The sequence below is a fragment of the Nocardia sp. NPDC006982 genome, from assembly GCF_042869435.1.
Taxonomy (GTDB): Bacteria; Actinomycetota; Actinomycetes; order Mycobacteriales; family Mycobacteriaceae; genus Nocardia.
Genome location: NZ_JBIAFV010000005.1, coordinates 564,705 through 588,885 on the forward strand (window position 1 = coordinate 564,705; position 24,181 = coordinate 588,885).

The 24,181-nt window shown below is 65.9% G+C and carries 19 protein-coding genes; 7 read left to right on the forward strand and 12 right to left on the reverse strand.

Annotated features, from left to right (window positions below; all coding sequences use genetic code 11):
* Positions 1-35: 35 nt before the first annotated feature.
* Genes ACFYOW_RS23340 through ACFYOW_RS23350 form a run of 3 tightly spaced genes read right to left on the reverse strand, consistent with a single transcriptional unit; the run spans position 36 to position 4,380 of the window.
* Complete coding sequence (locus ACFYOW_RS23340; protein ID WP_387291096.1) at positions 36-2,495, reverse strand: protein kinase; 2,460 nt, start codon at positions 2,493-2,495, stop codon at positions 36-38.
* Entirely contained in the window at positions 2,492-3,325 is an 834-nt protein-coding gene (locus ACFYOW_RS23345) for a hypothetical protein (RefSeq protein ID WP_387291098.1), read from the reverse strand. Before ACFYOW_RS23345 ends, ACFYOW_RS23340 begins: the two co-directional genes overlap by 4 nt.
* Positions 3,322-4,380 (reverse strand): hypothetical protein, encoded by a 1,059-nt coding sequence (locus ACFYOW_RS23350; protein WP_387291100.1) that lies wholly within the window; start codon positions 4,378-4,380, stop codon positions 3,322-3,324. The genes ACFYOW_RS23345 and ACFYOW_RS23350 overlap by 4 nt, the downstream gene beginning before the upstream one ends.
* 324 nt (positions 4,381-4,704) lie before the next feature.
* Here ACFYOW_RS23350 and ACFYOW_RS23355 point away from each other — a divergent pair, with 324 nt between their 5' ends.
* The 3 genes from ACFYOW_RS23355 (at position 4,705) to ACFYOW_RS23365 (ending at position 8,446) form a co-directional block, all read left to right on the forward strand.
* Positions 4,705-7,014, forward strand: coding sequence for an FdhF/YdeP family oxidoreductase (locus ACFYOW_RS23355; RefSeq protein WP_387291102.1), 2,310 nt, complete (start codon positions 4,705-4,707; stop codon positions 7,012-7,014).
* The gene (gene fdhD, locus ACFYOW_RS23360; RefSeq protein ID WP_387291103.1) at positions 7,011-7,844 is read left to right on the forward strand and encodes a formate dehydrogenase accessory sulfurtransferase FdhD; all 834 of its coding nucleotides are present in this window, start codon (positions 7,011-7,013) and stop codon (positions 7,842-7,844) included. Before ACFYOW_RS23355 ends, fdhD begins: the two co-directional genes overlap by 4 nt.
* A 68-nt stretch (positions 7,845-7,912) precedes the next feature.
* Positions 7,913-8,446, forward strand: coding sequence for a hypothetical protein (locus ACFYOW_RS23365; RefSeq protein ID WP_387291104.1), 534 nt, complete (start codon positions 7,913-7,915; stop codon positions 8,444-8,446).
* 62 nt (positions 8,447-8,508) lie between these two features.
* Here the strand turns inward: ACFYOW_RS23365 and ACFYOW_RS23370 are convergent, their stop codons facing one another.
* Positions 8,509-8,919: an NUDIX domain-containing protein gene (locus tag ACFYOW_RS23370; RefSeq protein WP_387291106.1), complete on the reverse strand. Its 411-nt coding sequence runs from the start codon at positions 8,917-8,919 to the stop codon at positions 8,509-8,511.
* Between the two features lie 52 nt (positions 8,920-8,971).
* Positions 8,972-9,286 (reverse strand): integration host factor, actinobacterial type, encoded by a 315-nt coding sequence (gene mihF, locus ACFYOW_RS23375; RefSeq protein ID WP_040687687.1) that lies wholly within the window; start codon positions 9,284-9,286, stop codon positions 8,972-8,974.
* A 550-nt stretch (positions 9,287-9,836) separates the two neighbouring features.
* Here mihF and ACFYOW_RS23380 point away from each other — a divergent pair.
* Positions 9,837-10,214: a nuclear transport factor 2 family protein gene (locus ACFYOW_RS23380; protein ID WP_387291109.1), complete on the forward strand. Its 378-nt coding sequence runs from the start codon at positions 9,837-9,839 to the stop codon at positions 10,212-10,214.
* A 60-nt stretch (positions 10,215-10,274) separates the two neighbouring features.
* Here ACFYOW_RS23380 and ACFYOW_RS23385 read toward each other — a convergent pair whose 3' ends face one another.
* The 6 genes from ACFYOW_RS23385 to ACFYOW_RS23410 all read right to left on the reverse strand — a co-directional run bounded on the left by ACFYOW_RS23385 (position 10,275) and on the right by ACFYOW_RS23410 (position 16,527).
* Positions 10,275-10,613: an STAS domain-containing protein gene (locus ACFYOW_RS23385; RefSeq protein WP_387291111.1), complete on the reverse strand. Its 339-nt coding sequence runs from the start codon at positions 10,611-10,613 to the stop codon at positions 10,275-10,277.
* Positions 10,614-11,182: 569 nt separating this feature from the next.
* On the reverse strand, positions 11,183-12,463 hold the full coding sequence (gene clpX, locus ACFYOW_RS23390) for an ATP-dependent Clp protease ATP-binding subunit ClpX (RefSeq protein WP_063044679.1): 1,281 nt from the start codon (positions 12,461-12,463) through the stop codon (positions 11,183-11,185).
* A 427-nt stretch (positions 12,464-12,890) separates the two neighbouring features.
* Positions 12,891-13,559 (reverse strand): ATP-dependent Clp protease proteolytic subunit, encoded by a 669-nt coding sequence (locus tag ACFYOW_RS23395; RefSeq protein WP_063044696.1) that lies wholly within the window; start codon positions 13,557-13,559, stop codon positions 12,891-12,893.
* A 47-nt stretch (positions 13,560-13,606) separates the two neighbouring features.
* Entirely contained in the window at positions 13,607-14,215 is a 609-nt protein-coding gene (locus tag ACFYOW_RS23400; RefSeq protein ID WP_387291429.1) for an ATP-dependent Clp protease proteolytic subunit, read from the reverse strand.
* A 179-nt stretch (positions 14,216-14,394) separates the two neighbouring features.
* The gene (gene tig / locus ACFYOW_RS23405; RefSeq protein WP_387291113.1) at positions 14,395-15,768 is read right to left on the reverse strand and encodes a trigger factor; all 1,374 of its coding nucleotides are present in this window, start codon (positions 15,766-15,768) and stop codon (positions 14,395-14,397) included.
* 168 nt (positions 15,769-15,936) lie between these two features.
* On the reverse strand, positions 15,937-16,527 hold the full coding sequence (locus tag ACFYOW_RS23410) for an FKBP-type peptidyl-prolyl cis-trans isomerase (protein ID WP_387291115.1): 591 nt from the start codon (positions 16,525-16,527) through the stop codon (positions 15,937-15,939).
* 272 nt (positions 16,528-16,799) lie between these two features.
* Here ACFYOW_RS23410 and ACFYOW_RS23415 point away from each other — a divergent pair, with 272 nt between their 5' ends.
* The 3 genes from ACFYOW_RS23415 to ACFYOW_RS23425 are packed head-to-tail and all read left to right on the forward strand — an operon-like array spanning position 16,800 to position 23,527.
* Positions 16,800-19,268 carry a phosphoketolase gene (locus ACFYOW_RS23415; RefSeq protein WP_387291117.1) on the forward strand — a complete coding sequence of 823 codons (2,469 nt, stop codon included), beginning with the start codon at positions 16,800-16,802 and terminating at the stop codon, positions 19,266-19,268.
* A 54-nt stretch (positions 19,269-19,322) separates the two neighbouring features.
* Positions 19,323-20,957, forward strand: a complete 1,635-nt coding sequence (locus tag ACFYOW_RS23420; protein ID WP_387291119.1) for a 3' terminal RNA ribose 2'-O-methyltransferase Hen1 — start codon at positions 19,323-19,325, stop codon at positions 20,955-20,957.
* Entirely contained in the window at positions 20,957-23,527 is a 2,571-nt protein-coding gene (locus ACFYOW_RS23425) for a polynucleotide kinase-phosphatase (protein ID WP_387291121.1), read from the forward strand. The genes ACFYOW_RS23420 and ACFYOW_RS23425 overlap by 1 nt, the downstream gene beginning before the upstream one ends.
* Before the next feature lie 27 nt (positions 23,528-23,554).
* Here the strand turns inward: ACFYOW_RS23425 and ACFYOW_RS23430 are convergent, their stop codons facing one another.
* The gene (locus ACFYOW_RS23430) at positions 23,555-24,145 is read right to left on the reverse strand and encodes a short chain dehydrogenase (protein ID WP_387291123.1); all 591 of its coding nucleotides are present in this window, start codon (positions 24,143-24,145) and stop codon (positions 23,555-23,557) included.
* Positions 24,146-24,181: the final 36 nt, after the last annotated feature.

A 24,181-nucleotide genomic window follows, 5' to 3' on the forward strand; every position in this document is an offset into this window, starting at 1 on the left:
GCCGTCCCGTTCAGCACATTCGCGGGGCCACTGCGTCAATGGTTGTCGCGTCGTGCGCGGCGAAGGAAGCGGTGGCGCTTGCCGATTCGTCGTGCGCCTAGTGCGGCGGCGACCCCGGCTCCGGCGGCGAGTACCGCGGCGACGGCGAGGGTGGTGCTGGTGGGCGGGGTGCCGCGAAGAATCCAGGCGCCACCGGCAAGGGCGGCGGACAGGATGACCGAACTCGCGGACAGGCCGATGATGTTGGCGAGGCCGCCGCGGCCGCGGCGTAAGGTGCGGGTGTTGGACTCCAGGTACGCTACGGCGAACAGGACGAGGACAACGATTACGGCCGCGGCTGCGGTGCGTGTCGGGTTTTGGGTGGTGCGGAATTCTATTCTCTGCGTGGCGATTTCGGTTCCACTGCGTAGGAGTGTGAGCTCGCCGTCGAGGTTTCCGGCCAGCACATGTGAGTTCACCGGATCGGGCAGGTCGGCCACGCCGCCGGGCTGCAGCGGCACCGGATCCCCGCCCAACCGCACGCCGAATACCTCCACCGTGAGCGCGGCGGAGTCGACATCAATTCCGTTGACCTGCAATGGAATCGGCTCCGACAGATCGACTTCGATCGGATTCTGCCCCGTCGCATCGATACCGGCGACAGTGACCGTGCCATGCACCAGATCCCCTCCGGCCTTCGGCGCACCCACCCCGAGCACCGCAACCGCACAAGCACCCGCCGCAAGCAACGCACCCACCAAGAACAACGGCCACGGCGAGGCAAAGCTGACGACATCGCGGATCGGCACCAGATCCCGCCGATCCACATCAGCCAACCGAACACCGTTGTCCTGCAACCCATGCACGGGGCGCACCCGAATCATCGGCGGCCGCAAGGGCGCCGCCCCGGACGGTCCAGGCAACGGCCTTCCGGACGACAGCGGCACCGGTCGGGCCGACACGCCATACTCCGACGAACCCTGACCGGCTCCGTTAAAAGGCCGTCCTGGTGGCACATCTCCGGGCATGTGCGACGCCGCCCCGCCCCGCCCCAACCCGGTCGGCTCCGCCGCAGGCCACCCAGACGCGGGCGGTCCGGACGGTCCCGACGCGGCCGGCTCAGGCGCTGACGACCCCGAACCGGGCCGCGCCCCGAATGCCGTATCTCTCGGTGTCGGCCCCTCAGACGCGGGCGACCCCGACGCGGGCGACCCGGATACAGGCCGCGGCCCTGGCGTCGCACCTCCCGAGGCCTTCGCCGCCGGCGCGGTCCGTGCACCTGGTGTCGCAGCGCCGAACTGCTCGGAACCACTCGTGATACCTCCGTGCACTGGTGACACCGGCGATATCGGTCCACCCGGAACCGAATCCGTACCGTCCGGGCCCGGCGAGATTTCGGTCGGGGCCGACGATGCGGGTGGCACCGCGGGAATCACCCCATGTCGGGTGCCGGTCGGAGGCAGGGTGGGGTCGGCGGTTACCGGCGTGCGGGGTCCGAAGCCCGCGGGAGGCGCGCCTGTCCGCTGCGTGACAGCGGCCTGCCCATGTCCGCCTTGCGCTCTCGGCGTCTGAATACCGGATCGCCCGGCGGCACGACTGCTCCCGGTAGCGGCGGCGACAATGGTGTCCGCACCGATGACCGGAATACCAACGGGCGTAAGCCAATCGCCACCCCAGCACAAGGCTGCGAATTCGGCGAGAGCGATCCCGAAGAGTTCGGCGGTGTCGAAACGATCGGCGGGATCGGTTGCGAGGCCGCGCATCACCACATCGGCGATCGGCTCCGGCACGCCGGGTGCGACCTCGACTAGCGGTATGGGATGACCGAAGGCGTGTGCGAAAAGCGTTGCCAGATGGTCTTCGTGCGGCGGAAACGGCAGCACCCCGGACAGCAGCTGATACAGCATGGTCGCCAGCGCGTAGACATCGGTCGCGGCCGAAAGCGGCTGTCCGCGTGCCTGCTCCGGTGCGATATAAGACGGAGTTCCGACGATCTCACCCGTCCTGGTCACCAATGTCTCATCGCCACCGACGATCTTGGCGATCCCGAAATCGGTCAGCTTTATCGCACCGCCGGTACCGAACATCAGATTCGACGGTTTGACGTCGCGGTGCAGAATCTTGTGGCGATGCGCCGCTTCCAACCCCGCGGCACAGGCCAGCCCGACCGCGACCGCGGTAGCCGCGTCGAATCCCTCGGTCGCGAACCGACTGCCAACGGTCCCACCGGGCAGATACTCCATAACCAACAGACACAGCTCATCGGCCTCGATGTAGTCGAAAACCCGCACCACATGTGGATGATCGACGGCCGCAAGCAAGCGCGCCTCGGCGACGAACCGGCGTCGCACCTGCTCGTCGTGTGCGAACTGCGGCGGAATCTGCTTGATCGCAACCGGTCGCCCCAACCGACGATGCGTACCAGCGAGCACCACACCGCATCCGCCCCTGCCGACCTGCGCACCGATGTCATACGCGGGCAGCACGGCCCGCAATCGGCCGGTATCAGATGTCAAGATGTCGCCCCATCCGGGAAGCGCACGGTTTCCACATCGGCGGTTTCGTCCTCCTCGGTCGGCGCGAGATCCTCGACTTCCGGTGTCGGCGAACAATATCCGAGCAGGAAACCGACCGAAGCCGAAACACCGGCAACCGCGAGCCACAATCCGGTATCCGGAACCCACCACCGCAACACCGATGCGGTGAATCCGAATATCAGTCCGATGCCGATACCCGGTGCAAGTAACCGCAACCCGCGCTGCCACCGGTTGGTGGACAGCCGGTGCCGGGCAATCGCCAGCGCCGCATCGGCAATGGCGAGCGCGGTCAGCACCGCCAGCGCGATCCCGAACAGTCCGTATACCGAATACAACGAGCCGCGCACATCGGTGTCCAGCGGTATCGAGGCGATCGGTGCGCCGTCGTCGCCGATCACCGCCAAATCCGCGACGATCAGTCCGGTCGCCTGCCCCTCGAGTCCGGTCAGATCGAGCCGATACTTCAGCGCCTCGGATCTTCCCGGTGCGATGGTCAATTCGACGGCGGTCGAGTACGAGAAGAAGGTGAGCCCGAGTACACGCCCGGCCAGATCGACCCGCCGAATATGCAACGCCCCATCGCTGTTGTTGGTCAACGCGACAGCCACCCGGATGGTGCTGTTCGGTTCCAGCCGTAACGGTTCGGTGGCGGAGGTTTCGGCGATATCGCGATCGTCGATGGTCGCCGACATGTCGACACCCTTCGGCTTGGCCGCGACCGGCGCCGCGAACAACCCGGCGAGCACGAGGGCGAACACACTGGGCAGCAGGATAATTCGGGTCGCCGCCGAGACGCGGGCTCGCATCATGGTTCCCTCCGCGCGGGTAGGTGCGAGACGAGCCGATGCCCGTAGAACCAGGCACCGATCAACAAGAAGAACAGAATCACTGTCAACGTCGACGTGGCGGAGCTGACCCGGCTGACCAGCACCACATCCAGCGGCGCGGTGAGCGTGCGACCGCAGCGCGCCATCACCTCGTATCGCCCGACTTCGATCGACGTCAGCGCCAGGGGCGCCCGGAACCCGCCGTCCGCCCCCGCGACGGTATTACCCACCGGCGTCTCCCCGACCAGGAAGCTGACCTGCGACCGCGGATCGCACCCCGATCCGGCCGCGGTGACATCGTCACCGAGCCCGATGGCCGTTGGGGTGAGCTCGAGCGCGGCGGGTTGGGGCGCATTCGGCGGTGCCGGCGCCACCGTCGTCGGCATCGGCGCAGGCCCAACGGTCGGCACAACCACCTCGGGCTGCTTATTCGACGGAGATCTCGGCAACCGTGGATTCTCCGGTATCTGCTGCTGCGGCGGCCGCGTGGTGGACGAATCCGCAGGCGGGTCCGGCGTGATCGGCTGCTGCGGATTCGGCGTGATCGGCTGGTGTGGCGCCGGAGGCAAGGTGACGGTGATCGGCGGCAGCACAATATCGGGCAGCCGCGGCTGTTCGGGATTGGTAGTCGGCCCGGAGCACCCATCCGACGACCGCCCGGCGCACGGATCAGCGGGGACCCGACTGGTCGTCGTCTGCGTCCCGGTCCCGTCATGCGTCCCGGTCCCGTCATGCGTCCCGGTCCCGTCATGCGTCCCGGTCCCGTCACGCGTCCCGGTACCGTCGCGGGTTCCGCCGCCGTCCGAATTGTCATCCGGCACCGCCGTGCTGGACTGCGCCGCGGACCCATCCCGCGACCCCGACCCGTGGTGCCCGGGCGTCGGCGATGGCGAAACCACCGACGAAGTCGGCTCCCCCGATGCCGGAACGCCGAAGGCCGATACCCCGCCGAACCCGACCGGCGCCAGTGCGACCAACAGCGTGGCAGTACAGAGGATCCCCCACCGAACACCGAATTTCGCGCGCCGAGACGTCACGTGCCGACGCTCCCCGCCGGCACGCGTCGGAATTGCCGCCAGCGTCCCCATCGCCCATGCCTCAGATCAGCGATTTGATCAGTAGCAATGGTAAAGCCCGCACCCGCAGGCGCGGAGCCTTCTCGCTGAGCCCGAACCAGGCGAAAACCGCTGGCTACCAGGTAGCGTCACCGATGTGAGCGACACCGAACCAGCCACCAATGCATACGATCCGAATCAGGTGGTACCCGTCGGGCAGGAGCCGACAGCCGCAACGTGACCACCCGGGATCGGGACAAAGGGTGGGTCCGCGACAAACTTCGCGGGGAGAGGACAATATCGGGCATGCACCGCAATGGGCCGACACAGGACATCGACGAGTCCGAATTGACCGTCACCCAGCCGAAGCAGCAGGCGGCGGGTGTGACGGCTGTGGCTGTTGCGCTCAAACGCGGGGTCGAGGAGATGGGGGTGCTGCGCACCGCGCGCACGTTGGCCCGGCTCAACCAGGTGCACGGCTTCGACTGCCCGGGCTGCGCCTGGCCGGAGCCGACCGGGCATCGCCGCCCGGCCGAGTTCTGTGAGAACGGCGCCAAGGCCGTCGCCGAGGAGGCGACCCTGCGCACCGTCACCCCCGAATTCTTCGCTCGGCATTCGATCGAGGAACTGGCGAGCAAATCCGGTTACTGGCTCGGCCAGCAGGGCCGCCTCACCCATCCGATGGTGCTACGCCCCGGCGCGACCCATTACACGCCCATCGAGTGGGACGACGCCTACCAACTCATCGTCGCGCACCTGCGCGCGCTGAGTTCCCCCGACGAGGCCCTGTTCTACACTTCCGGCCGCACCGCCAACGAGACCGCATTCCTCTACCAATTGCTGGTCCGCAGCTTCGGCACGAACAATCTGCCGGACTGTTCGAATATGTGCCACGAATCCTCCGGCGCCGCGCTGACCAGTTCCATCGGCATCGGCAAAGGTTCGGTCTCGATCGACGACTTCGGCAAGGCCGATCTGATCATCGTCGCGGGCCAGAATCCGGGCACCAATCATCCGCGGATGCTCAGTGCGCTGGCGGACGCGAAGGCCAACGGCGCCAAGGTCATCGCGGTCAACCCGCTGCCGGAGACCGGGCTGCTCGGCTTCCGCGACCCACAGACGGTCAAGGGGTTCACCAGCGGCGTCGCCATTGCCGACGACTTCCTACAGATCCGGCTCGGCGGCGATATGGCGCTGTTCCAGGGCTTGGGCAAACTGCTGTTCGAGGCCGAGGACCGCGCACCGGGCACGGTGGTCGATCGTGAGTTCGTCGATGCGCATTGCGCGGGGTTCGCCGATTACGAAAAGAATGTGCGCGCAGTCGATCTCGGCACGGTGCGGGCGGCAACCGGCCTCACCGACGACGATTTGCACCGCACCGCAACACTTTTGGCCGAATCCAAGAACATCATCATCTGCTGGGCGATGGGCCTGACCCAGCAGAAACACGCCGTCGCCACCATAGAGGAGGCGACCAATCTGCTGTTGCTGCGCGGCATGATCGGCAAGCCCGGCGCGGGCGTCTGCCCGGTGCGCGGCCACTCCAACGTGCAGGGCGACCGCACCATGGGCATCTGGGAGAAGATGCCCGACACCTTCCTCGACGCACTCGACCGCGAATTCGGCATCACCAGCCCACGCAAACACGGCTACGACACCGTCGATGCCATCCGGGCCATGCGCGCGGGTGCCGCGCAGGTGTTCATCGGCATGGGCGGCAATTTCGTGTCCGCCACCCCGGATACCGGAGTGACCGAGGCGGCGCTGCGCAGTTGCGCACTGACCGTGCAAGTCTCGACCAAACTCAACCGCAGCCACGTCGTACACGGCGCGACCGCACTCATCCTGCCCACCCTCGGCCGCACCGATCTCGACCTGCAGAACGGCACGAAACAGCAAGTTTCGGTGGAGGATTCGATGTCCATGGTGCATCTGTCCACCGGTCGGCTGAAGCCGGTCAGCGACCAACTGCGCAGCGAAGTCGCCATCGTCTGCGAACTCGCACAGACACTGTTCGGCGACGATCACCCGGTGCCATGGGCGCAGTATCAGCAGGACTACGACAAGATCCGCGATGCGATCGCCCGTGTCGTGCCTGGCTGCGACGACTACAACAAGCGGGTGCGCGACCGCAACGGCTTCGTGCTGCCGCATCCGCCGCGCGACTCCCGCGAATTCCGCACCGCCACCGGCAAAGCCAATTTCGCGGTGAACGAATTGACCTGGGTCCCGGTGCCCGAGGGCCGGTTGATCCTGCAGACCCTGCGCAGTCACGACCAGTACAACACGACCATCTACGGCCTGGACGACCGATATCGCGGTGTGCACGGCGGCCGCAAGGTGATCCTGATGAATATCGATGACATCACCGAATTCGGATTCGTGGACGGTGATCTGGTGGATCTGGTCTCCGAATGGACCGATGGCACCGAGCGCAAGGTGACCGGCTTCCGCATCGTCGAATACTCGACCCCGCGCGGCAATGCGGCCGCCTACTATCCCGAGACCAATCCGCTGGTTCCGCTGGATCACGTTGCGGCACGGTCGAATACGCCGGTGTCCAAGGCCGTGACCATCCGGGTGGAGCCGCACGTCCATGTGGGGCAGCCATCGTGAGTAGAGTGACCGCGCGCCGCAAGACACGCCGCATCTCACCCAACGGCGTGATCGAGCGCCCGGATTCCGTCGCGGTAGAAGAACCGTTGGAGCTGCGCCTCGACGGCCAGTCGCTCACCGTCACCATGCGCACCCCGGGAAGCGATATCGAACTGGTGCACGGATTCCTCCTGGGCGAAGGCATTATTCGAACCGCCGAGGATGTGGTGAGCGCCCGCTACTGCGCGGGCACCGACGAGAACGGGCAGAACACCTACAACGTCCTCGATGTCCACCTGCGCACCCCGATCCCGGTGCACGGCCGCAACTTCCTCACCACCAGCGCATGCGGCCTCTGCGGCAAAACCGCACTCGAGGAGGTCCGTACCCGCACCAGATTCCCGCTGCCGACCACCTCGATCACTGTCGACACCGAGACCCTCGCCGCCATGCCGGACCAATTGCGCATCCGCCAAACGGTGTTCGACGCCACCGGCGGCCTGCACGCCGCGGGACTGTTCACCACCGACGGCACCGCACTCGCCGTGCGCGAGGACATCGGCAGGCATAACGCCGTCGACAAGGTACTGGGCTGGGCCGTGCTCGAAAACCGTATCCCCGCAAACGATCTCGTCCTCATCGTGAGCGGCCGGGCCTCCTTCGAACTGGTCCAGAAGGCCGTGATGGCGGGCATCCCGATACTCGGCGCCGTCTCGGCCCCCAGCTCGCTGGCCATCGATCTGGCCGCCGAATCCGGCCTCACCCTGGTCGGCTTCCTGCGCGGGGACACCATGAACATCTACTCCCGCTCGGACCGACTGACCATCACCGACGAGGTCGCCGCCTATTGATCGTGACCCGAGGTCCGACTTACGGTTGCAGCACCAGATCCCTGGTTCGGCGATGAACGGAGAGACCGATGCGGATCACGGTAGATCGCAAATCCGGCGGGCTACGCGTGCGGATGCGGTTCGAACAGCAGCGCAATCGCTGGCTCGCGGTGCGAATCATGTTGGGGATATTGGCATTTCAGGGTGCAGTCGTCGGACTGTGGGCGGTCTTGGCACCGCACTCCTGGTACACCAGCTTTCCCGGCTTCGGCATGCAGTGGATCTCCGCGGACGGCCCGTACAACCACCATCTGGCCTCCGATGTCGGCTCGTTCTTCCTGGCGCTGACCGCGGTGACTGTGGCCGCGCTATTCCTCGGCGGCAGCGCACTCGCCCAGGTCGCGGGCCTGGGCTGGCTGGCCTTCGGCCTTCCGCACCTGATCTATCACGCCTTCCACAAACCCGCCGATATGGGCGGGGCCAGTTTCACCGTCAGTGTCATCGGTGCGGCGCTGATCGTCGCGCTCGGTCTGGCCCTGATCCTGGTCACCCCGCGTGGGCCGCAGCTACGCGATCCCGCCCCGATCACCTTCCAACGCCCCCGCCGCCGTACGAACCGCTAGACCGCCGAAACAGTAACGCCCCACAGCGCTACTGTGGGGCGTTCTCCGTGCGAAGTGGGCGTTCAGGACGCGTGCCAACCTCCGACCTCGGTCAAATGGTCGAGGGCCTGCACAACGGCCGGCGCACACAGGTGTCCGTCGTCCGGTCCGAGCCACGCCATCTCGGCGATCTCCGCCGCCGGAGCCGGCGCGCCGTGACCGGGTGCGCGGAAGCAGTGCATCTCGACCAGCGTTCCGGGACGCCCGTGGGCGGGGGCAGTAATCGTCACCACGGGCGTGATCCGGTGCGCCTCCAATTCGACGCCGACTTCCTCGCGAACCTCCCGAACGAGCGCTCCCGCCAGGGTTTCTCCGGGTTCGGGCTTGCCGCCCGGCAGATAGAAGGCGTCGCGTCCCTCGGTGCGGACCGCGAGTAAGCGGCCGTTCTCGACGCACAGCCACGCCACCGACGTGAGCGTTCGTTCCCCGATCATGGTCCGACTGACCCTTTCGAGCGACCTGCAAGCAATCGCTACGGACGACGTGTCAGTCCTTCAACGCTTCGAGCAACGCCGCACGCTGGCGGGCGCCGAGTCCACCGATGCGGCGGTCCTCGGGAATCTCCGCCTGGTCCATCAGCTTGGCCGCCTTGACCGGTCCGACACCGGGCAGCGCCTTGATCACGGCAGCGACCTTGGTCTTCTTGACCAGGTCATCGCTGTCCGCCTTCTTCAACAGGTCGGCGACCGAAACCTTGCCGGCCTTCACCTTGCCGATCAGTTCGGAGCGCGCCTTGCGGACCGCAGCCGCCTTGGCCAACGCCTCAGTGCGCTGTTCCGCGGTCATGGTAGGCAGTGCCATGTCTCCTCCGCTTTCACTCGTCACTCGAACATCTGGTTGACCGGACCGAGTAAACAGCACGACGAGCACCACACAAGCTCGACACACCGGGTTCGAGCAGCGAGAAATAGCGACAAGTTTTCTGAAACACCCCCGCCCCACCGGGCTGAAGATCCATGCGGACTAGGCGAAAAGGACAAAAGGAATCCAAAAGCTGCGGCGGCGGTAACACACGGAGGGTTTCTGGCGACACCAAAAGCAGACGCACAAGTGCGGGACAGAAGGTTCAACGGCGAACCAGGGAGTCAATGGCGACTCCGAGCCCGGGCGCGATCGGGCGGCACAGTGATGTGACAAGCGGTCGTCACCGTATCCACAAGCACTAGCGCGCCAACAAGATAGCCGAGGGGGCGAGGACCGGCCCGTTCGGTGCGCAATAAGTTCGACGAGTGCTGGCGCGGGGGGCATCTGCGCCAGTACGTCTGCCCAGCCAACGGGATTCCATGTCACGCGATCACCGGACACTGCTACGCTCCGAATTAGAACACGTTTCAATTCGTGAGAGGTTTCCATGGCAGCCAAGATCCGCGATGTGATCGAGCAGTACGTGAAGTTGGTCGGTTCCGGCCCGACCGAGGCGATCGTCGACCTCTACGCACCCGATGCGGTGGTGGAGGATCCGATCGGCACCGAACCCAAGCGCGGGCACGACGCCATTAGCGAGTTCTACGAGGTGCTCGGAAACCTCGATCGGGAAACCGAGTTGCACGCGGATTCGGTTCGAATCGCAGGCAACCACGCCGCCTTCATGTTCACCCTCGTCACCAAATTCGGCGATCAACGCTTCACCCTCTCGCCCATCGATGCGATGGACTTCGACGACGAGGGCAAGATCGTTGCCATGCGCGCCTACTGGGGCCAGGACGATATGCGCAACGAAGCGTCCTGAGTCCACACAGACCGTGGGTGCGGCAGTCGAATTCGACTGCCGCACCCACGTTTTCGATTATCAGGCGCTCGCGCGAACCAACTCGGGCGGTTTCGGCCGCGCGACCGCGGCGAGGCTCGGGATGACATCGAAGACCGCGGCATGACCCGCGACCTCGAGTAGCCGATCCACGCAGCGCGGGCCCGTGATCAACTGGAGTCGACGGCCGCTGTGGCCGAACCAGGATCGGGCCTCCATCAACACCCGCAGCCCAGCGACGCCGAAGAACGTCACCTGCGATAGATCGATGACGACCACCGCGCCCGCCGTCGGCAACGCCTCGAGCAGAGACTGCCGAAGGGCGTCGGCCGTCAGGTAGTCCATCTCGCCGCCGACGGCACACAAGGTGACCGAATCCACCGGCGGTGACACGACTACACACAGACGCTCGGCGGACCGCTTCGGTCCGGATCCGTCCACGGCAGCGATACGTTGGTCTGAGGAAACAAGAACTGTCGACATGAGGACCTCGGTCCGTCGCATCCGCCGAACAGAAACCGTTGTCGGCGGGAACTTTTCGCCCCGATCATCCAGGATCAGAACTGGGCTGGTTACTCAACCGTGACATACGAGTACCCCAACCGCCGACCCGATACACATCGATTTAGTCCGAGCGCGATCGCCGCATCATGGCGTAGTAGCAGTACCAGCCGCGGTAATCCCGGGTGAAGATATTCACCAACTCCCACCCGAAGTGCTCATCCAGCCACTCCGAAACAGGCCGTCATCAGCGAGAGAATCCCCGGTTATCGGGGTGCGCCAGTGCTGAGCCAATTGTGGACCCGCCCGGGAGCGCGGCGTAAACAACTAGATACTTGCGCACATCGACGGTGCCATTGAGAATCGCGGCGGCATCCAGCAGCGCGCCCGGGCCAGCCGGAAGCAACTGAGGTTGCGGTTGCATTCGTCTGACCCGGTCCGCGTACCTACTACGCCGACTTCTCCCGGCGCTCGGCGCGCTGCGCCTTGCGCGGCACGATGGTCGGCAGCACATTGTCGTTGACGGTGTCGGCGTTCACGACCACCTTGGCGACGTCGTCGCGGCTGGGGATGTCGAACATCGCCAGCTGCAGGACCTCCTCCATGATGGCGCGCAGACCGCGAGCGCCGGTGCCGCGCAGGATCGCCTGATCGGCGATCGCCTCCAGCGCGTCATCGGTGAACTCCAGGTCCACGCCGTCCATCTCGAACAGCCGCACGTACTGCTTCACCAGTGCGTTCTTCGGCTCGGAGAGGATCTTGACCAAGGAGTCCTTGTCCAGGTTCGTCACCGAGGCGACGACCGGGAGGCGGCCGATGAATTCCGGGATCAGACCGAATTTGATCAGATCCTCCGGCATCACCTCGGCGAAGTGGTCATCGGTATCGATCTCGGCCTTGGACCGCACCTCGGCGCCGAAGCCGATACCGCGGTGTCCGGTGCGATCGGAGATGATCTTCTCCAGCCCCGCGAACGCACCCGCAACGATGAAAAGCACGTTGGTGGTGTCGATCTGGATGAATTCCTGGTGCGGATGCTTGCGCCCGCCCTGCGGCGGCACACTCGCCTGCGTACCCTCCAGGATCTTCAGCAGCGCCTGCTGCACACCCTCACCGGAAACATCGCGGGTGATCGACGGGTTCTCGCTCTTGCGGGCGATCTTGTCGACCTCATCGATGTAGATGATCCCGGTCTCAGCTCGTTTGACGTCGTAGTCCGCGGCCTGGATCAGCTTCAGCAGGATGTTCTCGACATCCTCACCGACATATCCGGCCTCGGTCAGCGCCGTCGCGTCGGCGATGGCGAACGGGACGTTGAGCATCTTGGCCAGCGTCTGGGCCAGGTAGGTCTTACCGCAGCCGGTGGGACCGAGCATCAGGATATTGGACTTGGCCAGTTCGACGGTCTCGCCGCGGCTGTCACGACCCTTGTCACCCGCCTGGATGCGCTTGTAGTGGTTGTAGACGGCCACCGCGAGGGTGCGCTTGGCGGTGTCCTGCCCGATCACGTAGTTCTCCAGGAAATCCCGGATCTCGGCAGGTTTGGGCAGCTCATCGAGTTTGACCTCGCTGGACTCGGCCAGCTCTTCCTCGATGATCTCGTTGCATAGATCGATGCACTCGTCGCAGATGTACACCCCTGGTCCCGCAATGAGCTTCTTGACCTGCTTCTGGCTCTTTCCGCAGAACGAGCACTTCAGCAGATCGCCGCCATCTCCGATGCGCGCCATCTCGTGGGTCCCTACTTCCTTGTCCGCGTGCAACCGTCTATCCAGGTTGCCAGCAATCCGCCACCCTCGGGTGTAATCACGAACACCTCGAGCGATTCCGACGGTTCGAGCACTGCCGTCAACCGGGAGCAAAGGTCCCTAGGTCGACCGTACCCGGTGTGTGCGACGGAGGTCGACAACTCGAGCATGTTTCTCACGGGGGTCGTCCGAGTTCGCACCACGATGGAACACGTTCACCCCGATCGACGGCCATCCGACACTCCTGGCCGCCCGCCTCGGAAACCCTTCCGCCCGAAACCCTTCCGGCCGGTCGGCTTCCCTGAAGCAGTCCGGCCGGGGCACATGCCGAGCGGCATGTGGCCCGGCCGGATTTCCTGACATAGAGCAACTTACGAGCGATCGGCGCGCCGCATCCGGCGCGTCCGCCCTACTTCTGGGCGCTGAGCTTGCGGTAATCGAAGACCGTATCGATGATCCCGTATTCCTTGGCGTCCTCGGCCGTCAGGATCTTGTCGCGGTCGGTGTCCTTGCGGATGGTGTCCGCATCCTTACCGGTGTGGCGTGCCAGCGTGGTCTCCATCAGGCGACGCATGCGCTCGATCTCGGCGGCCTGGATCTCCAGGTCCGAAACCTGCCCCTGGATGCCGCCCTCCAGCGACGGCTGGTGGATCAGCACGCGGGCGTTGGGCAGGCAGGCGCGCTTGCCGGGGGTACCGGCCGCGAGCAGCACGGCCGCGGCGGAAGCGGCCTGACCCAGGCAGACGGTGGCCACATCGGCACGCACGTACTGCATGGTGTCGTAGATCGCCATCAGCGAGGTGAACGAACCACCGGGCGAGTTGATGTACATGGTGATGTCGCGGTCGGGATCCAGCGACTCGAGCACCAGCAGCTGCGCCATGATGTCGTTGGCCGAGGCGTCGTCGACCTGCACGCCGAGGAAGATGATGCGCTCCTCGAACAGCTTGTTGTATGGGTTGGACTCCTTGACACCGAAGCTCGAGTGCTCGATGAACGAAGGCAGGATGTAGCGCGACTGCGGGCTCGCCGGAGCGGTGCCGCCGAGGCCGGCGCGCGGGTCGAACAGATTGGCCATCTTCGTCTCCAAAGTCGTTGAGGGGGAACGGGGCAGCTCGGCAGCTGCTAGTTACCCGCGCCGTTCGCCTGCGCCGCGTGGGTGATCACGCGGTCGATGAAGCCGTACTCGAGGGCCTGCTGCGCGGTGAACCAGCGGTCACGGTCGGCGTCGACGGTGACCTGCTCGATCGACTTGCCGGTGTGCAGCGCCTGCAACTCGTTGAGCTCGCGCTTGGTGTGCGCGAACTGCTCGGCCATGATCGCGATGTCGGCCGCGGAACCGCCGATACCCGCCGAGGGCTGGTGCATCATGATCCGCGCGTGCGGCAGCGCACTGCGCTTGCCCTTGGTACCCGCGGTGAGCAGGAACTGGCCCATCGACGCGGCCAGACCCATGCCGAAGGTGGCGATATCGCATTCGGCGAACTGCATGGTGTCGTAGATGGCCATACCCGCGGTCACCGAACCACCGGGCGAGTTGATGTAGAGCGAGATGTCGCGGGTGGGGTCCTCCGCAGAGAGCAGCAGGATCTGCGCGCACAGTTTGTTGGCGATGTCGTCGTCGACCTGGGTGCCGAGGAAGATGATGCGCTCACGCAGCAGGCGCTCGTACACCGAATCACTGAGGTTCAGACCAGCAGTCGCGGATGTCATGACGACCCCTGCCTTGTTCATTGTCACGGATACCTGCCTTCTCTTACCGGCTCGTTGCTGATACCGAACAGCCATCTCTGGTTCGCTTGTCACAAACATTAACGAAGCCGGGCGGCACCGAACTCCCGGTACCGCCCGTCTTCGCTCACAGCGCAATCACCAAACCACATACGTCCAGATCACGCTGCTCCTCCATGGAATTATTCGGCGCTCGCGGCGGTGGTCTCTTCGGTGCCCTCCGGCTCGGAACCCTCAGGGGCGCCGAACATTTCGGCGGTGTCCACGGCGTTGCCGTCGGAGTCGGTGACCTTCACCTTGCCGACCACACCGGCCAGCGCCTTACCGCGACGCACGTCCGCGAAGACCGCGCCGAGCTGGCCCGCCTGCTGCACCTGCTGGATGAACTGCTCGGGCGAGAGGCCGTAGCGCTGCGCCTGGAACAGGATCCGCTCGGTGAGCTCCTCCTGGCCGACCTGGGTGTTGTCCGCCTCGGCGATGGCGTCCAGCAGCAGCTGGGTCTTCACCGACTTCTCGGCGGACTCCTTGGTGTCCTTGTCGAATTCCTCGCGGCTGGAACCCTGGGCCTCGAGCGCCTCGGCGAGCTTGGCCTCATCGTGGTCGAAGCCGTGCACGGCATCGTGCACAACGGCGTCGATCTCGGCCTGCACGACCGCCTCCGGCAGCGGCACCTCGACCTGCTCGAGCAGGGTCTCGAGCACCTTGTCGCGGATCTGACCGGCCTGCTCGACCTTCTTGACGCGCTCGACCCGGTTGCGCAGGTCTTCCTTCAGCTCGTCGAGGGTGTCGAATTCGCTGGCCAGCTGGGCGAAGTCGTCATCGGCCTCGGGCAGCTCGCGCTCCTTGACCGAGCGCACGGTGACGGTGATGACCGCCTCCTTGCCCGCGTGCTCACCGGCGACCAGGGTCGAGGTGAACTCCTTGGACTCGTCGACCGAAAGCCCGTTGAGCGCCTCGTCCAGGCCCTCGATCAGCTGGCCGGAGCCGACCTCGTGGGACAGGCCGGTGGTGGCCGCCTCCGGCACGTCCTCGCCGTCGACGGTGGCCGACAGATCGATGGAGACGAAGTCGCCGTCCTGGACCGGACGCTCGACGCCGGTCAGGGTGCCGAAGCGCTGGCGCAGCGACTGCAACTGCTCCTCGATGTCCTCGTCGCCGATGGTGAACGAGTCGACGGTCACCTCGATGCCGTCGTAGGCGGGCAGGGCGATCTCCGGGCGCACGTCGACCTCGGCCGTGAACGCCAGCTCCTGGCCGTCCTCGATCTTGGTGATCTCGATCTCGGGCTGGCCGATGACCTTGACCTCGGAGGTGGTGACGGCCTCGCTGTAGCGGCCGGGCAGCGCGTCGTTGACGACCTGCTCGAGGATCGCGCCGCGGCCCAGGCGGGCCTCGATGAGCTTGGCCGGGGCCTTGCCCGGACGGAAGCCGGGGATGCGGACCTGGTTGGCCAGCGCCTTGTAGGCCTTGTCGAAGTCCGGCTTCAGCTCCTCGAAAGGCACCTCGACGTTGATCCGGACCCGGGTCGGGCTCAGCTGCTCGACGGTGCTCTTCACGGACATGCTCCTTGTTCGTTGGTTCTGGTCGACTTGCTTGTGGCCGACTTGCTGGGGGTAATCACGAGCGAAATCGCCGCACGGCTCAACGTGCGTATCTCGACCAGGTTAGTTGACCCGTCGCGGCGGGCTGCAGGCAGCACCACCGCCGCGGACTGCGCGTTGCGATTACTTGCCGACGCCGACCGCGTCGGTGACGAAGACCAGCGTTTCGTTGGGCTTGATGCCGTTGCCGCCGGCGCCGTACCCGAGGTTCGGCGGGATGATCAGCAGCCGCCGCGCACCCGCCTGCACGCCGACCAGACCCTGCTCCCAACCGGGAATGACCTGTCCGGCACCGAGCGTCAACTGGAAGGGCTTGCCGCGGTCGAACGAGCTGTCCAGCTTCTTCTTATCCGACCAGGTGATCAGTGTGTAATTCATGGTGAGCGGCTGACCGGCGACCGCACCGGGACCGCTGCCCGCAACGAGATCCTTGACCAGGAGCTGGGTCGGCGGAGTGCAGGTGTCCGGGATGGTGATCTTCGGCGTCGCACCGAAGCCGCCGACCACCACGATGTCGTCGGCGGTGCATTCAGCGCCGGTGTTCTGCGCGGGCAGCTGACCGAAGGTGGGCTGCGCCGAGGCCGCTGCGGCCGATGACGTGGCGGCAGAGGTGCTGGCGGACGAGCCCTTGCCATCGTCCGAGCCACAGGCGGCCAGCGCGAATGTCGCCGCGGCGATGGTGCCGATACCGATGATCCTGCGCAGTGTTTGCATGCGGCGGACCATAATCCACCGCGACTCGCTCGGCCCAACCACCCGCCGATAGTGCGACGACGGATGGCACCGGATCGGGTGACCTCCGGCACCAGACGGACCCGTCGTGGACGCGAGACCGTGAGAACCGATTGGCGCGCGTCCGCGTAGGTAGGCTGGCTGTGAATTCTCCATCCGGCGTTATCAATCGACGTCGGCAACCGCGCAGGACCCGGTAACCGGCGGTCCCTCCAGGTGCCGCCGCTGATGCCCGAGTGTGAGGAGAGTCGAGCATGACCCAGCTGGCCAGTGCCGGGGGCGATACCTCGGCCGACAATGTCGAAAGCAGCGGCGGCGCGACCGTCGCACCCCAGCCGTATCGGCTCGCTGAGGCGCCGGGCCCGCTCGATCGCGCGGAACTGGAATCGCTCGACGCGTGGTGGCGGGCCGCGAATTATCTGGCGGTCGGCCAGATCTATCTGATGAGCAATCCGCTGCTGCGCGAACCGCTGCGGGCCGAACACATCAAGCCGCGGTTGCTCGGACATTTCGGCACCGTGCCCGGCCTGAATCTGGTCTGGGTACACGCCAATCGGGCGATTCGGCAGCGTGATCTCGACGCGGTCTTCGTAGCCGGGCCCGGACATGGCGGGCCAGGGCCGAATGCCTGTGCGTGGCTGGAGGGGACGTACTCCGAGCTGTACAGCCATGTGCCGCAGGACGAGACCGGGATGGGTGCGCTGTTCGCCCAGTTCTCCTTCCCGGGCGGGGTGCCGAGTCACTGTGCGCCGGAGACGCCCGGTTCCTTCCACGAGGGCGGTGAGCTGGGCTATTCGCTGCTGCACGCGTTCGGGGCGGCGCTGGACAATCCGGATCTGACGGTGTTCTGCGTGGTCGGCGACGGTGAGGCGGAGACCGGGCCGCTGGCCACCAGCTGGCATGCCGGCAAATTCCTCAACCCGGCACGCGACGGTGCGGTGCTGCCGATTCTCGCGTTGAATCAGTACAAGATCGCCAATCCGACCATTCTGGCGCGCATTTCGGAATCGGAATTGCTGATGCTGATGCGCGGATACGGCTATGAGCCGATCGTCGTCGCGGGCAGCGATCCCGCGAACGTGCACCAGGAAATGGCCATTGCTGTCGACACCGCGCTGGATCGCATCGCGGAGATTCAGCGGACCGCACGCGCGGGGACCGATGGGGCGCGCCCGAGTTGGCCGATGATCGTGCTGCGCACACCGAAGGGATGGACCTGCCCGCCGGTGGTCGACGGCGATCCGGTTGAGGGCACCTTCCGAGCACATCAGGTGCCGCTGACGGCCGCGCGTACCGATGACGGACATCGGGCGGTGCTCGAACAGTGGTTGCGGTCCTATCAGCCGCAGGAGCTCTTCGATGAGTCGGGCAGGCCGGTAGCGGCGCTGCTCGACCTGGTACCCAATGACGATCGGCGGCTGAGCGCGAATCCAATTGCCAACGGGGGCATGCTTATTCGGGATCTGCGGCTGCCCGATTGGCGGTCCTACGGCGTCGACGTGCGTGAGCCGGGCGCGACACAGCACGAGGCGACCCGGGTGCTCGGCGCCTGGCTGCGCGATGTCACCGCGCGCAATGCGGACAACTTCCTGACCTTCGCCCCCGACGAATTGGCGAGCAATCGGCTGCAGGACATTCTGCAGGTCACCGGTCGCAACTGGCAGGCCGAAATCGGCGAATTCGATGTGGATCTCGACCGCACCGGACGGGTGATCGAAGTGCTGTCCGAGCATATGTGCCAGGGGCTGCTCGAGGGCTATCTGCTGACCGGCAGGCACGGGGTGTTCACCTGCTACGAGGCCTTCATCCACATCATCGACGCGATGTTCAATCAGCACGCCAAATGGCTGGACGCGAGCGCAGCAGTGCCGTGGCGTAGACCCATCGCGAGCCTGAATTATCTGCTGTCATCACATGTTTGGCGACAGGACCACAATGGCTTCACCCATCAGGATCCGGGATTCCTCGATGTGGTGCTGAACAAGAAGCCATCGATCGTGCGGGTGTATCTGCCACCGGACGCGAATACGCTGCTGTCGACCTACGATCACTGTCTGCGTTCACGGCATTACGTCAATGTGGTGGTCGCCGGGAAACAGCCGCAGGCGGACTGGCTGTCGGTTTCCGATGCGACAGTGCACTGCGCGCGCGGTGCCGGAATCTGGAGCTGGGCCGGACAGAACGACGATCTCGGCACCACGCCCGATGTCGTGCTTGCCTGCGCCGGCGATGTGCCGACACTGGAAACGCTTGCGGCGGCGGCGATTCTGCGTGCACGGCTGCCGGAACTGCGGATGCGAGTGGTGAATGTGGTCGACCTGATGCGGCTGCAACCATCGGACGAACATCCACATGGCCTGTCCGATAGCGAGTTCGACACACTGTTCACCCGGGACCGGCCGGTGATCTTCGCATTCCACGGGTACCCGTGGCTGATCCACCGACTCACCTACCGGCGCACCAACCACAGCGAGCTGCACGTGCGCGGATACAAGGAAAAGGGCACCACCACAACACCTTTCGATATGGTGATGCTCAACGATCTGGACCGATACCACCTGGTCATGGATGTGATCGACCGGGTGCCGACCTTGCGGGAGAAAGCAGCGGGACTGCGCCAGGAGATGGTCGACGCCCGCTGGAATGCCCGCGCCTGGACTCGCGAACACGGCGAGGACATTCCGGCGGTCGCCGACTGGACCTGGCCGAACCTCAGTCTCTGATAAGCCCCGCGAAACTTCCTTGCGTGCGGTGTGCGGCTCGGCGACGATCGCAAGATGCTGTTGACGATCGCCTGCACACCGCCGGAGGGTGCGGCCTGGCCCGCGACCGATCTGGGCTTCTTGCTGCACAAGAACCCGGACCGGGTGCAGGCGTTCGAGCAGTCCTATGGCACCGCGCATGTGGTGTACCCGGAGGCGACCGCGGCTCGGTGTACAGCGGCGCTGCTGTTGGAGGTGGATCCGATTCGGTTGGTGCGCGGGCGATCGCGCAGCACACCGGATTTCAGCCTCGGGCAGTATGTCAACGACCGGCCGTATGCCGCGTCGTCGCTGCTGTCGGTGGCCCTCGGCGCGGTATTCCGCACGGCACTGCACGGACGTTGCGATCAGCGGCCCGAGTTGGCGCAGACGGCACTGCCCTTGCGGATCGTGTTGCCTGCGGTGCCGTGCAAGGGCGGACCGGAGGCGGCCGAGCGGGTCTTCGCACCGCTGGGCTGGACCGTACTCGCCGAACCGCTCCCCCTCGATCCGGCCTTCCCGGAGTGGGGCGATTCGCATTATGTGCGACTGGAACTCGCCGGAACCATCCGCCTTGCCGACGCCCTCGCGCACCTGTATGTCCTGCTGCCGGTGCTCGACGGTGCCAAGCATTACTGGCTGGCCGCCGACGAGGTCGACAAACTCATTCGCGCGGGGGCCGGGTGGCTGGCCGAGCATCCGGAACGGGGCTGGATCACGCGGCGCTACCTGGCGCGACGTCAGTCGCTGGTACGGACGGCGCTGGCGCGGCTGGCCGAGGTGGACGATGTGGAGGCCGAGGAGCTCGATGCGGTCGAAGAGGGGGGCGACGAGGCGCTGGGAGCGACTGACGGCGCGGCGGACGCGGCCGATTGGTCGGGCAGTGGACCCGAGGCCGCGGGCGATAACGCCGGACCCGGTGTACCAGCAGCGACCCGGTCGACCGAGATCTCGGCGGCAGCGGCCGCGGAGTCGGAAGCCACGTCAGCACACGCGACGGCTGCAGAGCCGGCGGCGACCGAGGGCCAAGAGGGGGCACCGTCATTGGCGGTCATGCGAAGGGCCGCGGTGCTGGCCGCGCTGCGGGAGGTCGGGGCGCATCGGGTGCTCGATCTCGGCTGCGGAGAAGGGGCCTTGTTGCGAGAACTACTGGCGGACAAGGCTTTTACCGAAGTTGTCGGCGTCGATGTATCGATGCGCGCCTTGAACATCACCAAGCGGCGGTTGCGGCTGGATCGGATGCCGGAACGAGTGGCGCAGCGTTTGACATTGCTGCAGGGTGCGTTGACATACACAGATGCGCGGTTGCGCGGATACGACGCTGCCGTGCTGATGGAGGTTGTCGAGCATGTCGACGAGCCGCGGTTGGGTGCGCTCGAATACTCGGTATTCGGCTCGGCCGCACCGGGTTCCGTAGTAGTGACGACGCCGAATGCCGAGCACAATGTGGTGTACGAGACGCTGCCCGCCGGCAAGTTCCGGCACTCCGATCACCGCTTCGAATGGACCCGTGCGGAATTCGGGAACTGGGCCTCTCGCGTGGCCGAACAGTATGACTACGCGGTGCGCTTCGCGCCCGTCGGTGTCGAACATCCCGAATTCGGCCCACCCACGCAACTGGCCCTGTTCACCAAGGCCACAACCGACAGCAGTACGAGAGGAGCCGCGTGATGACCGAGCTATCGGTCCCGGAGCTCTCCCTCGTCGTGCTGATCGGCAGCACCGGATCGGGTAAATCGACGTTCGCGCGCAAGCACTTTCGGCATACCGCGATCGTCTCCTCGGATGACTGTCGCGGCATTGTCAGCGATGACGAGAACGATCAGGCGTCGACGCCGGACGCGTTCGCACTGCTGCACCACATCGCCGGTGTCCGGTTGCGGCGCGGCCTGCGCACCGTCATCGACGCCACCAATGTGCAGCCCAAGGCACGTCAGGAACTGATCGCGGTGGCGCGAGCCCACGATGTGCTGCCGGTGGCGATCGTGCTCGACGTGTCCGATGACGTGTGCTTCGAACGCAATACGCAACGCGCCGACCGGGCACACCTGGCCAGGCACGTGGTGTCCCGGCAGCAGCGCGAACTGCGCCGGGGCCTGCGCGGTCTGGAACGCGAGGGCTTCCGGAAGGTGTACATACTGCGCGGCGTCGAGGAGATCGAGTCGGCGACCATTGTCGACGAAAAGGCCTGGAACGATAAGCGTGAACTCACCGGACCATTCGATGTGATCGGCGACGTGCACGGCTGCCGCGCCGAATTGGAGACCCTGCTCGGCGAACTCGGCTACGACCTGGCGCGTGACGACGCCGGCCGGGCTGTCGGCGCGAGCCACCCGGCCGGGCGCACCGCGGTATTCGTCGGCGATCTGGTCGATCGCGGACCCGATACCCCGGGTGTGCTCCGACTCGTCATGGGGATGGTGCGCGCAGGAACGGCATTGTGTGTCACCGGAAATCACGAGAACAAGCTGGTGCGCGCACTCGACGGCAAGAAGGTGCGTATCGCGCACGGCCTCGCGGAATCGCTGGCCCAGTTGGAGACCGAGGACGAGGATTTCCGCAAGGCGGCGCTGGACTTCTGTCGCGGACTGATCAGCCACTACGTGCTCGACGGCGGCCGCCTCGTCGTCGCGCACGCCGGGCTCAAGCAGGAGTACCACGGGCGTGCGTCGGGCCGGGTGCGCGCCTTCGCTATGTACGGCGAATCCACCGGTGAGACAGACGAATACGGCCTGCCAGTGCGTTATCCGTGGGCCGAGGATTACCGCGGCCGCGCCACCGTGCTGTACGGCCACACGCCGGTGACAGATCTGCGCTGGGTGAACAACACTCTCTGCCTGGACACCGGTGTCGTCTTCGGCGGCAAGCTCTCAGCCCTGCGCTATCCGGAGCGAGTGCCGGTTTCGGTTCCGGCCGAACGGGTTTGGTACGAGCCGGTGCGTCCGCTGCAGGCCACCACCATGGCGACGCCCGGCGGGGTAACGCACCGCGATCCCGGCGTGCTCGATCTCGACGATGTGATGGGCCGCCGGGTAGTGGAGACCCGTCAGCACGGCCGCGTCGGCGTGCAGGAGGAAAACGCCGGGGCCGCGTTGGAAGTGATGAGCCGCTTCGCCATCGATCCGCGCTGGCTGGTGTACCTGCCGCCGACCATGGCGCCGTGTGCGACCACGCAGCTCGACGGCCACCTCGAACATCCCGCCGAGGCCTTCGACTACTACCGGTCCGAGGGTGTGCGACGCGTGGTGTGCGAGGAGAAGCACATGGGCTCGCGCGCAATCGTCCTCGTGACGCGCTCGGCGCAGGCCGCGGCCGATCGGTTCGGCGTCGACGACGGCAGCACCGGTGCGCTCTACACCCGCACCGGGCGTCCGTTCTTCGACGACGCCGCGCAGACCGAGGAGCTGCTCTCCCGGGTGCGTGCCGCGGCCGAAAAAGCAGGCCTGTTCGAGGAATTGAACACCGAATGGCTGCTGCTCGATGCCGAGCTGATGCCATGGTCGGCCAAAGCCGTTGGCCTGCTGCGCAATCAGTACGCCGCCGTCGGTGCGGCTGCCCGTGCCGCACTCGGCACCGCGACCGATCTGCTGACTGCCGTCGCCGCCCGCGGCTTGGACGTCACCGATCTCGCGGAACGCACCGTCGCACGCAAGACCGACGCGGCGGCCTTCACCACCGCCTACGGCCGCTACTGCTGGCCGGTGGACGGCCTGACCGGTCTACGGATCGCGCCGTTCCAGATCCTGGCCGGTGCGGGCGTCAATTACGCGGTGCGCGACCATGATTGGCAGCTGTCGATGATCGACCGGCTGGTCGCCGCCGACGCCGACCTGTTCGCCCCGACCGGCCGAAAGATCGTCGATCTGACCGATCCGGACAGCGAAGCCGCCGCCACCAGCTGGTGGACCGAGCTGACCACGTCGGGCGGCGAGGGCATGGTGGTGAAGCCGTACGAGGCGCTGGTCCGTAGCGAAGGCGACCACTTGGTCCAGCCGGCCGTGAAATGCCGCGGCCCCGAATACCTCCGGATCATCTATGGCCCGGAATACCTGCGCGACGACAACCTACGCAGGTTGCGCACCCGCGGTCTTGGCCGCAAGCGCTCGATGGCGCTGCGCGAGTACGCACTGGGCCTGGAAGCGCTGGACCGCTTCGTCGCAGGCGAACCGCTGTGGCGCGTGCACGAAGCGGTGTTCGCGGTCCTCGCCCTCGAATCGGAGCCGGTCGACCCACGCCTCTGAAAGATCACGCCCGCGGCCGGTACCTGGTCATGGCTCGACCACCCGGCCGTGGGCGGACCCTTCGATGAGCTCCACGTAGGCCCGGACAACATCGGCGACCGGAGTACCCGCAGAACCGTCACGCCCGAGCGCGGTGAGGGTCTCCGAGATCCAGCCCGGACTCACCGAATTCAAGCGGATTCCGCGCGGCAGCTCGAGTGCCGCCGCGGGCACGAAGCCGCCGAGGCCCGCATTGACCGCGGCCGCGAAGGACAGGCCCGGCTCGGAGAAGGTCGAGATGCCATTGGTGAGCGTGATGGATCCGGCGTCGTTGAGGTGCCGGATGGCGTGGCGGACCAGGTGAATCTGGCCGAGGAATTTGCCTTCCAGACCGAGGAAGTACTCGCTGTCGGTCGAGTCGGCGAGTTCGGCGAGTTGACCGCTGGCGGCTACGGCGACGATCGCGTCGACATTGTCCACGGCGTCGAATAATGCGGCGATCGATGCGGGATCGGCCAGATCGACCTGGACCGGTCCGCGCCGTGAAGCGCGAACAACCTGATAATCCGGCTTCGCCTCGAGTGCATCGACGAGGGCCGAGCCGATGGTTCCGGTGGCACCGATCACAACAATCTTCACGAGTTGGCCCAACCTTGTCGGGCCGCACGTTATTCC